The organism is Acinetobacter sp. ABJ_C5_2, from assembly GCF_044538485.1.
GTDB classification, from domain to species: domain Bacteria; phylum Pseudomonadota; class Gammaproteobacteria; order Pseudomonadales; family Moraxellaceae; genus Acinetobacter; species Acinetobacter nosocomialis_A.
Genome location: NZ_JBIUCS010000007.1, coordinates 76,078 through 87,312 on the forward strand (window position 1 = coordinate 76,078; position 11,235 = coordinate 87,312).

An 11,235-nucleotide genomic window follows, 5' to 3' on the forward strand; every position below is an offset into this window, starting at 1 on the left:
AACAAAGTTTATGCTTGATGTTGCATTTGTAAAAATGCATGTTGCATTGAAACATTGATGAAATATCTGGCGATATGCAATAGATCGTCTCATGAAAACTACCTACCTTAAGAAGTTTTCTTAATCATGCACTCGCTCTATTTGTATATGTAGATACAGAAATTTTTTATAAAACTATAACAGTTCAGTGTGGTTTCGAGGGTGTGCTATAGTTTTTTTTCAATCATCTGTAGCTATATATTCATTCCTCCAAAGTTCACAATAAAAATGAACAGGATTTACCGCCAACCTAAACTAACCTTCAAGACTCAATGTGAACGCTGTTTTAGATTTTTTTAAGCACATGATTATGTTCTTCTTTTCTATTTCCATTGTTGTTTTGTGTAGGGTCCGGTTGCTGCGTGTTTCTTAAAGACCTAAGTGTAAGTGTAGCGCTTCTAAAATAGCTTGGATGTTAAAAAATGTTTATTACTTCTCAACTCAATGTTCTACATAAAATTATTAAAAATCAGTCTATTTCTACATTGGTGGTAGATCAGTTAGAACAGACTTATGTGAACCTTGAAGCAACTTTACTTAGAGCGAAAGTACTCAGAGACTTTTCTAAAACTCAAACGGTTTATTTAATTCAGTCTCATATTGAGCCACAGCAAAGCAGTTTGGCTTATCTATTCTCACCATTTATTTTTGCTAACTTAAACAAGGCAGCTATTTATACAACACTTGCAACTGCGCCTGTGCTTTCTATTCTTAATAAATATTATCAAGCAGACAAGAAGGTTGTGTTTAAGATAGATGAGGTTTTAGAGAGTCTAAAAATATATCTCGATTTAGAGCTAACAAATATACAAGAGATAGACTTTCTCTATTTAAAATTAATCAAGGCATTATGTCGAAGCGATATCTCTACAATTTTTTTAATCACCCATTTAGAGCTTGATTTGGAGGCTTTAAAGAAACTTGAACAGTTCTTAAAAATAAAAATTCATTGGGTGAAAGTCGTAAAAGATGAAAGTCTAAAAGGCTTAGATCAGCTAGATATGCGTAAATTATTATTTAAAAATAAAGATGAAGCATATGTACAGTTATGTGCACGCTTTGCTCAAATGAACGCAGCGCTGGTTGGTTTATGCGACACCTTTACTGCCAGTCAAATGACGCACTTAATTGATGATATGTTTTATTCAGAGCATATTTTCGAGAAACTATCTGTTTATTCAGAATATATGCAAACCTTATTGCAAAGTCAGCATAGTCTTACCAAGAAAGAGATTGCTTAGTGCTTTCAGGCTCTTATTTTGCGTTATATAAAGAATGAATACAGTTATAAAAAAATAATCGTTTTCATGTGAAATAAATATTTTATGGTAAAAGCAAAGCAATATTGGTTTTACTTACATGACAAATTTAAATTTTGAGCATCATCTCGGTTCACTAACTCATGCAGCACTTAGTCAGGCTTCAATCATTTCTCGCGTGTGGGGTGAAGGGCCTTCAGAACGTTATGATGAATTGGCAAAAAATTTCAGACCAACTTTTGCCCGTATTAAAGAAGGGGCTTTAATCCGTGAGCAGCAGCATATTTTGCCCTATGAACAACTTCAGTGGCTCAAAGATGTTGGTTTTACACGGCTAAGACTTCCCAAAGCTCATGGTGGCTTTGATGCAACTATTCCTGAATTATTTGCATTGCTTATTGAACTTGCAGAAGCCGATTCAAACTTACCGCAAGCTTTGCGTGTGCATTTTGGTTTCACTGAAGATGTGTTGGTAAGTAAAGACAAAGCGTTTCAACAGCGTTGGCTTAGCCGAATTGCAAATGGGGAAACAGTAGGCAGTGCCTGGTCTGAAGGCGGGAAAGAATCAATTGATCAGTTTGAAACACATTTGTATCGAGACAGTGAAGGAAAAATTCGCGTTAAAGGTAAAAAATATTACACAACAGGAAGTTTATATGCAGACTGGGTGGATGTTGGTGTAACAGATTTAAAGGGTGAATCTGGCTCGGTCGTTGTTCGCCGTGAAGATGAAGGCGTCGAAATTGTTGATGACTGGAATGGCTTTGGTCAGCAACTCACCGCAAGCGGTACAGCATATTTCCATGATGTATTGGTCGATGAAACTGAAATTTTACCTGATGATGACCGTTTTAAATATTCAGCGGCTTACTATCAACTGGTTCAACTGGCAATCATTACAGGTCTAGGACGTGCTGCAACCTATGATGTTTCTCAAGCTGTTGCTAAACGTACCCGAAACTATACGCATGCGAATGCTCAATTTGTAAAACAGGATCCGCAAATTTTACAAGTCGTAGGTCAAATCCGTGGTGCAGCTTACAGTGCAGGGGCGATTGTTGAAAAAGTCGCACAAAGCTTACAACGTGCTTACTTAGCTGCATTTCAAAATAATGAGCAGCTTGAAGAGGAGCAAAATGCGCTTGCCGAACTTGAAAGTGCGCAGTCTCAAACGGTCATTACCGATCTAATTTTAAATGCTTCTACAATTTTATTTGATGCTTTAGGTGCTTCTGCAACAGACAAAGATTTAGGTCTAGATCGATACTGGCGTAATGTACGAACTTTATCTTCACATAACCCGAGAGTATTTAAAAATCGAATTATTGGTGATTTTAGTGTGAACGGTACATTACCTCCGTATCAATGGCGAATAGGGAATGTTGCTAAACAATAAATTATAGTTTTAGATATTAAGCTGCTATTTTTGGCGGCTTAATATTATTTATGTTTTTTAATAAAATATAAAAACCTATTAGAATAAAATCATATTTTGTTTGGGGTTTATATTATAAAGAAACCCTAAAATTTGCTTTAGTATAAAAATTAAATAAAATGCTGGTTGATATTTTATGACTAAGAAAATTAGTTTTAATGCTTTTGAAATGAATTGTATTGCCCACCAATCTCCTGGATTATGGCGACATCCTCAAGACCGATCTGTTGAATATAAAGATTTAGAATATTGGACAGATTTAGCACAAATTCTTGAGCGTGGTTTTTTTGACGGTATTTTTATTGCAGATGTGCTTGGTATTTATGACGTTTATCATCAAAGTGCTGAACATGCCTTAACAGGTGCAGTACAAGTTCCGGTCAATGATCCACTACAGATTGTGCCAGCGATGGCAGCAGTCACAAAGCACTTGGGTTTTGGTGTCACGACCTCTATTTCCTTTGAACATCCTTATCCTTTTGCTAGACGTATTAGCACGTTAGACCATTTAACCAAAGGGCGAGTTGGTTGGAATATCGTGACGTCTTATTTGGAAAGTGGTTCGAAAAACTTAGGTCTAAAAACTCAGGTTAATCATGACAATCGTTATGATATTGCTGATGAATATTTAGAAGTCCTTTACAAACTTTGGGAAGGGTCTTGGGAAGAAGGTTCGGTACTTCGTGACCGTGAAAGCGGTATCTTTGCTGACCATAAAAAAGTGCATCCAATTCAGCACGAGGGTAAATACTTTACTGTACCGGGTATCCATATTTGTGAGCCATCACCGCAGCGAACACCAGTACTTTACCAAGCAGGTGCATCTTCACGCGGACAGAAGTTTGCTAGTCAAAATGCCGAGTGTGTATTCATAGCAGCTCCATCTAAAATCGCCACTAAAAAAGTGGTACAGGGTATTCGCCAGAAATTGGCTCAAGAAGGCCGCGACCCGTACTCTGTTAAAATTTATGCACTTTTGTCGATTGTCACTGATGAAACCGATGCAAAAGCTCAGGCTAAGTTTAAAGAATATCAAAGCTATGGAAGCTACGATGGGGCATTAACATTACTGTCTGGCTGGTCTGGTGTCGATTTTTCACAATATCAACCAACGGACAAAGTTGAATATATTCAAACCAATGCCATTCAATCTTTATTAGATTCTTATGTGAATGCAGACCCAGAACGTGTTTGGACCATTGAAGAAATTGCAAACTGGAACAGCTTAGGCGGTAATGGGCCAGTATTGGTGGGTTCGGCAGAAACAGTTTCAGATGCTCTACAGCAATGGGTTGAAGATACCGATATTGATGGCTTTAACCTTGCCTATATTTTGGCTCATCAAACCTTTGCCGATGTGGTCGAATTTATTGTTCCAGAGTTGCAAAAACGTGGGGTATATCAAACCTCTTATGCACAAGGAACATTAAGAGAAAAATTATTTGGTGCTGGGCCATATTTGCCTGAAAATCACCGCGGTGCAAAATATCGTAATCTAAAAGAGTTAAAACTTGCTGAGGCGAGTTAATATTTTAGAAAGCCTTTAAATAAATAGCTGGTTAAATACCAGCTATTATTTTGTCTTTTTATATCGGTTTTACTGCTGAGTTAATAATGAAAAGATAATTCTATAATTTAGATTAAAACATCAGATTAATTTGTTTTTGTATTATGTGAATAATCATTATTTTGTTCCTGTTATTAAAGTTTAGGAATTATTAAGTGAGCACACAAGAACTCGATCATAACCATCGTTATGAAATTAAATCTCCCGATGATGTTTCACAATTAATTTCAAAATTTGCAGGGAAGGGTAAATCGAATAAAGTTATTTGGTTGGCACTAATTGGGGTGTTTATTGATGCCTATGATTTAACAACGCTGTCCTTTGGTATTGAGCAAGTCATCTCAGAGTTTTCTTTAAGCCCTGTGATGACTGGTGTGGTGGCTTCAGCAATTGTCTGTGGAACCATTGTGGGTAACCTGATTGGTGGTTGGCTGACAGATAAAATTGGCCGTTATCGGGTCTTTATGGCGGACATGGTGCTGTTTGTCATTGCTGCAATTGTTGCTGGTTTTGCACCGAATGTATGGGTTTTGATTTTAGCCCGATTTATTATGGGAATTAGTGTTGGTATTGATTTGCCTGTGGCAATGTCATACTTATCTGAGTTTTCCAAGTTTAACGGTAGTAGCAACAAGGCAGCGCGTTTAGCTGCATGGTGCCCAATGTGGTATGCCGCTTCTTCGGTGTGTTTTGGTCTAGTTCTGGCGCTTTATTTTCTTTTACCTCCTGAGCATAGCAACTGGTTATGGCGAGCATCTTTAATTTTTGGAGCAGTGCCAGCGTTACTTATTATTTTTATTCGTGGTAAATATTTAACTGAATCACCAATCTGGCTTGCAAACCAAGGCGATTTAAAAGGTGCAGCTCAAGTTCTACAAGAGTCCTATGCAATTAATGCAGTCGCTACAGTTGAAAAAGTAGAAAGAACTGCTGAAAAGAAAAAGCGCGAGGGTTTTGCAGTTTTATTTAATAAAACCTATTTACCCAGAACGATTGTGGCCATTGTGATTCACATTTCGGTGGCATTTCAGTACACGACCATTGCCTTCTTTTTACCTTCCATTTTAACGCGTTTCTTTCATACCGATGTTTTGACGACCATTACTACAACACTCGGGCTTAATTTATTGTTTGCATTTACGGGCGGGCTATTAGGCGTATTTGTTGCTAGCAGATTTAAATCTCGTCATGTGTTGCTTACAGGCTTTTTACTCCAGTTTATAGCCCTTATTGCCTTAGCACTCATTGGTGAACCCGGTAATAGCTTTTTACTCTATACCGCAATTGGCATGCTAGGTTTATGGCTTTTTGCTGAAGGTTTTGGGCCAGGTGCACAAATGATGGTTTATCCAACCATGGCTTATCCAGCTTCGATTCGTGGCGTTGGTGTTGGCTTTAACCGTGCGGTAACTGGTGTTGCTCAAGCAATTGCTTTGTTTGTTTTACCGATCTGGATGGCGGGATATAAAACTGATGTTTACCTGATTATTTCTATCTTTGCCTTTATTCCTTTAATTGTGATTGGGCTGCTGATTAAGTTTGAGCCTACCGCCCAAGATGTCGATGTTATCGATGAAGATAAAACAGAACTTACTCTCAATAATTCACCAGTAATCGACTAGAGTAAAACTAGATATCTAGATAAAAACAAAGGCCAACGGATGTTGGCCTTTGTTTTTCGAGTTAGAAGTAATAAGCAAAAATTACAAACGCTTTTTTATTCCATTTATCATTGCTTCCACCAGCCGCAAGGCCTTCACTGTCTCCTAGATATGGATCGTGTTTACCCACCAGCAACTCGGCTTGTACTGTCAATTTTTGATAGTTAAAGGCAATGCCGGGAATAAAACGGGTGGAGTCTTTAAAGCCATCTTGCTCTTTTCGATAAGAACTATAGTTTAGGTAGGGGCGAACAGAGGTAATTGGGCCAAACTGCTGAGGAAATAAATAGCTCAGTTCGGCTGAGTAAATCTGACCTTTGGTTGCGGAGTTAAATGAATAATCGAAACCGCCCAAAGTCAGATGATTTTTATATTGGGTGTCGGCATTATCAATGTCTTGATAACCAGCCAAAAGCTGTAAATTCCATTGATTATAATTGGTATTGCTAAAAACCGAATAGACTTGGCGATCTCCATCTTGCCCTGAACGTTTATTTTCAATGGTGGAATACCATACAGAGGCACCCAGTTGGGTAGAGAAATTCTCTTGTCCTAATACGTTCTTAAAGGTATGAGCACCACGAACAACAATGGAGTTCTTTTCTTTGGTATTGGTGCCTTGTGGTACTGAGTCATCTGCATTGACAGGGTTAATACTAAATCGACTTGAGTCTTTGCTTTTACCTCTATAGGTGCCACCATCGGTAGGATAAAAGGCGAGTTGTGCTTCATTGATGCCATCATTGAAATCATATTTCACCCCAAGATTATGTACATCTTCCCAACCGGCACTATTGGCAATGCCTAAATAATAAGTATTTCCCCAAAAGCGACCCAAGCCAAAAGGAACTGGGTTTAAGCCAGCAATAATTTTACTGTTGTCATTAATTTTATAACCCAACCATGCATCGGTAAGCCAATTGGCATCGCCTAAACGCCCGTAATATTCATAAACCCGATAATCTAGGCGGCCAATCCATTTAGGAGAATTATAATCTAACCATAATACGGCGTCATTAAAGGAAAATTTACTGGTAGTGGGATCAGAGTCAAAGTCATAAACATATTTAGCTCGAACAGTACCACTCACTTTAAGTTGACCTTCTTCAGCATTACCAAAGGTGAGAGCCGCATGACTTGAAAGGCTAAATGTAATTAAAGACGCTGTAATTAATGTTTTTTTCAAAAATTGAGAATGTTTAAACAAAAGAATTTTTCTCCTCTTAAAAATAAAAATTAAATTTGCGTCATGTATAAACCAGAAAAAGATTTGTCCAAATCTAAATATTTGCAGAAGTTTTAAGATAAAAAGATAATAAAATCTGAACTTTATATAAAAGAATGAAAATTAATTAGATACAAAACTCTGGATGCGATAAGCAAAAAATAAAAATGACGAAATGAGTAGGATAAAATAATTAGAGTAGATGTGTCAGGTTTTTCTCATCATGTGTTTTTTGAATATCCTTTTTAATTATTGATATATAAGTATTTTAATTTTATGGCTAATCTGTAAGTTTGCTTGATATTTGCTTTTTACCAAAAGATAAAAACTTATATGAAAAAGTTATTTATCAAAAATAGATAAGTAACTCATATTTTTTTATTTTTCATTATAAAGCCAGCTGCATACCATGAGCTTATATTATTGAAAGATCATGAAATTATGAGCACAAAGACCAAACCGTTGATTATCACGGCAATTGTGGTTGTAGCAATTGTTGCATTTATCGTATGGCAAAATAAAAAAGACAATAATACAAGTGCTTCAGTTCGCGACAGCAAACCTGTCGTAATTGCCTACCAAACAGGGGTTGACCCAAGCAAAGTTGCGCAGGCCAAGGGGGAATATGAAAAACATAGCCAACGAAATATTCAATGGAAAAAATTTGATGCGGGTTCAGATGTTGTAAACGCACTTGCTTCAGGTGATGTCGTACTTGGCAATATTGGCTCAAGTCCACTTGCTGCTGCGGCAAGCCGTGATTTACCGATTGAAGTATTCTTAATTACATCAAAACTTGGTGGATCTGAAGCACTCGTAGTAAGTAATAAATCAGGTATTAAAACTCCTCAAGATTTAATTGGCAAAACCATTGCTGTACCGTTTGTTTCAACTACGCATTACAGTCTTTTGTCGGCACTTAAACATTGGAACATTCCAGAAGACAAAGTAAAAATTATTAACTTGCGTCCACCTGAAATTTCAGCTGCTTGGGAACGTGGTGATATTGATGCAGCCTATGTGTGGGAACCTGCTTTAAGTAAAGCCAAAGCATCTGGTACGGTTTTAACCGACTCAAAACAAGTGGGTGAATGGGGTGCTCCAACTTATGACTTATGGGTTGTGCGTAAAGATTTTGCAGAGAAAAATCCTGATTTCTTAAAAGCTTTTGTTAAAACTACACTTGAGCAGCTTGAAAAATATAATCAAGACCCAGCCGCTTACGTTAAAGATGCCGATAACGTGCAAAAAATTGCGCAGCTCACAGGTTCTGATCCAAAAGATATCCCACTTTTATTAAGTGGAAATATTTACCTAGACCATGCTCAGCAAAAACAAACGTTAGATGGTGAATTCGCGCAAAATATTTTTGATACAGCGAAGTTCTTAAAAGGTCAGGGCAAGGTCGATCAACTTAAAGCCGATTATAAAGGCAACGTGAATTCTTCATTTTTGCAGCCTTAAGGAGTTGTCATGAGTGTACTAGAAGCTAAACATATTCATCTGACTTTTCCTAAACAGCAAAAGCCAGTTTTACAAGACATTAACCTAACCATTGAAGAAGGTTCTTTAACCGTGATTTTAGGCGAGTCAGGTTGTGGCAAAACAACTTTGCTTAATATCTTGGCAGGGTTTCAAAAGCCGAGTTCAGGTGATGTGCTTGTAAATCACGAAGTGGTAAATGGACCAGATGTAACCCGCGCTGTCGTGTTTCAGGATCATGCACTCCTTCCTTGGTTGAATGTTGCAGATAATGTTGGCTTCGCTTTGCAGTTAAAAGGTTTAAAGCGCGCAGATATCGAAGCACAAGTGAACGCAATTTTAAAAATTGTAGGTTTAAGCCACGTTGAAAAAGCCAATATTTGGGAACTTTCCGGTGGTATGAAACAACGTGTTGGTATTGCCAGAGCTTTGATCAGCCACGCGCCGTTTATTTTATTAGATGAACCTTTTGCGGCATTAGATGCTTTTACGCGTGAAAACATGCAGGAGTTAGTGCTCGATTTATGGATTCAACAAAATAAAAGCTTCTTTTTAATTACTCATGACATTGAAGAAGCATTATTGCTCAGCAATCAGTTAGTTTTGATGACAGCGCATCCAGGCAAAATTGTAGAAACTCTACATCTCGATTTTGCTAATCGATATCGTCAGGGCGAGTCTATTCGCTCAATTAAATCGGACCCACAATTTATTCAGCTCAGAGAGCAGCTGTTTGAAAGTTTAAGGGCACAAAAACAAAGCGGTAAGGAGGCGTTAACCACATGAGTACTAAAGATAACGTCTATGAATATGACAAAGCAGGGCTAAAACTTAAGCCAGATGTGCAAACAGAAAATGCTTCATTTCTATCGTCATTTTTTGAGAAGCATCGCACTTTGGCAGTTAGCATAATTAGTGTGGGAAGTGTGGTCGCACTCTGGTTTCTCATTACTGCTTTGCATATCGTACCTGAACTGTTTTTACCGAGCCCACAGGCAGTCTGGCAAAAATTTATATCGGTCAGCCAAGAAGGCTTTATGAAGGCTACTTTGTGGCAACACTTGGCCGCTAGTATCTCGCGTGTGTTTTTGGCTTTGATTGCTGCCGTGGTGATTGGTGTACCACTGGGCTTATGGATGGGCCTGAACAAATGGGTTCGCGCTGTTCTAGATCCTTTGGTTGAATTGCTACGTCCAATTCCGCCGTTAGCTTATTTACCCTTACTCGTAATTTGGTTCGGTATTGGCGAAACCACAAAAGTACTTTTGATTTTCTTCTCGATTTTGGCACCTGTCATTATTAGTAGTGCGCATGGTGTGTTAAGCCATCAGCTTAATCGTGAACGTGCTGCACTGTCGCTAGGGGCAAGTCAGACACAAGTATTTTGGCATGTCATTTTACCAACAGCTTTACCTCATATTATTACCGGTATTCGTATTGGTCTCGGGGTGGGCTGGTCAACATTAGTTGCAGCAGAATTGGTTGCAGCGGACCGTGGTATTGGTTTTATGGTGCAATCGGCAGCGCAGTTCTTAATTACCGATACGGTGATTCTAGGCATTATTGTGATTGCGATTGTCGCAGTTAGTTTTGAGCTGTTTTTACGTTGGTTACAAAAACAGTTTTCTCCTTGGTATGGTCAGCAGTTGTAGTAAAGAAGATGAATACAGAAGTAGCAAACTTAAATATTGAAGTGATCAAGCCTACCATTGGCGCAATTATTCACGATATTGATTTGAATGCGTTAAATGAACAGACAACGCAACAAATCCAGCAGGCTTTGCTTGATCATCAGGTCATTTTTTTTCGAAAGCAACAATTAGCGCCGCAAGCACAAGCAGACTTGGCACGCAGTTTTGGTAGCTTACATGTGCACCCGATTTATCCTTCAATTGAAGATGTACCTGAAGTGATGGTGCTTGATAGCTGGAAACAAGATTTGCGTGACAATGAACTTTGGCACACAGATGTGACTTTTAGTAAAAATCCACCTTTAGGTTGTGTGTTGCAAGCCATTAAAATTCCACCTGTAGGCGGTGACACTTTATGGTCGAGTAATACAGCAGCTTTTAAAGGGCTTCCGCTTGATTTACAGCAAAAATTACGTGGCTTAACTGCAACACACGATATTCGTAAGTCTTTTCCACTTGAACGTTTTGCCCATAACGAAGTAGAACGTGAAAAGCTTTTGCAAACATTTAAGCGTAACCCACCAGTGATTCACCCAGTGGTGCGTACCCATCCTGTTACAGGTGAGCCTTTGTTGTTTGTAAGTGAGGGCTTTACCACTCGAATTAATGAGTTACCTGAACAAGAAAGTGAGCAATTACTTAATTTCTTGTTTGAACATGCGACCCAAGAGCAATTTCATTTGCGTTGGAAGTGGCAAGATGGTGATATCGCGATTTGGGATAACCGTTGTACGCAACATAAAGCATTATTTGATTATGGCGATGCTCATCGCATCATGCACCGTGCAACTATTAACGGTGATGTGCCATTTTATAAAAATGAACAACAGCCAGAGTTAGCCGAAGTTTAATTCTTTGGTTTTGAGCCGTTTCAAT

9 protein-coding genes are annotated in these 11,235 nt (G+C 38.2%); 8 read left to right on the plus strand and 1 reads right to left on the minus strand.

The features are described 5' to 3' along the window. Window positions 1–461: 461 nt before the first annotated feature. The 4 genes from ACH8JV_RS09940 (at window position 462) to ACH8JV_RS09955 (ending at window position 5,922) form a co-directional block, all read left to right on the plus strand. A complete protein-coding gene (locus ACH8JV_RS09940) occupies window positions 462–1,280 on the plus strand; it encodes a hypothetical protein (RefSeq protein ID WP_396521013.1) in 819 nt (272 codons plus the stop codon). 118 nt (window positions 1,281–1,398) lie between these two features. Next, window positions 1,399–2,694, plus strand: coding sequence for an acyl-CoA dehydrogenase family protein (locus ACH8JV_RS09945; protein ID WP_396521017.1), 1,296 nt, complete (start codon window positions 1,399–1,401; stop codon window positions 2,692–2,694). A gap of 175 nt (window positions 2,695–2,869) precedes the next feature. Further along, entirely contained in the window at window positions 2,870–4,261 is a 1,392-nt protein-coding gene (locus tag ACH8JV_RS09950) for an LLM class flavin-dependent oxidoreductase (RefSeq protein ID WP_004642499.1), read from the plus strand. 194 nt (window positions 4,262–4,455) lie between these two features. Then, complete coding sequence (locus ACH8JV_RS09955; RefSeq protein ID WP_320138019.1) at window positions 4,456–5,922, plus strand: MFS transporter; 1,467 nt, start codon at window positions 4,456–4,458, stop codon at window positions 5,920–5,922. 61 nt (window positions 5,923–5,983) lie between these two features. Here the strand turns inward: ACH8JV_RS09955 and ACH8JV_RS09960 are convergent, their stop codons facing one another. Then, window positions 5,984–7,168 carry a hypothetical protein gene (locus ACH8JV_RS09960; RefSeq protein ID WP_396521019.1) on the minus strand — a complete coding sequence of 395 codons (1,185 nt, stop codon included), beginning with the start codon at window positions 7,166–7,168 and terminating at the stop codon, window positions 5,984–5,986. Between the two features lie 441 nt (window positions 7,169–7,609). On the opposite strand from ACH8JV_RS09960, the gene tauA reads away from it, so the two are divergent. Genes tauA through tauD form a run of 4 tightly spaced genes read left to right on the plus strand, consistent with a single transcriptional unit; the run spans window position 7,610 to window position 11,210 of the window. Then, window positions 7,610–8,650, plus strand: a complete 1,041-nt coding sequence (gene tauA, locus ACH8JV_RS09965) for a taurine ABC transporter substrate-binding protein (RefSeq protein ID WP_396521021.1) — start codon at window positions 7,610–7,612, stop codon at window positions 8,648–8,650. Window positions 8,651–8,659: 9 nt separating this feature from the next. Further along, on the plus strand, window positions 8,660–9,454 hold the full coding sequence (locus tag ACH8JV_RS09970) for a taurine ABC transporter ATP-binding protein (protein ID WP_396521023.1): 795 nt from the start codon (window positions 8,660–8,662) through the stop codon (window positions 9,452–9,454). Further along, a complete protein-coding gene (tauC, locus tag ACH8JV_RS09975; RefSeq protein ID WP_311071493.1) occupies window positions 9,451–10,320 on the plus strand; it encodes a taurine ABC transporter permease TauC in 870 nt (289 codons plus the stop codon). The genes ACH8JV_RS09970 and tauC overlap by 4 nt, the downstream gene beginning before the upstream one ends. Before the next feature lie 8 nt (window positions 10,321–10,328). Beyond that, window positions 10,329–11,210 (plus strand): taurine dioxygenase, encoded by an 882-nt coding sequence (tauD, locus tag ACH8JV_RS09980; protein WP_396479415.1) that lies wholly within the window; start codon window positions 10,329–10,331, stop codon window positions 11,208–11,210. Window positions 11,211–11,235 lie beyond the last annotated feature (25 nt).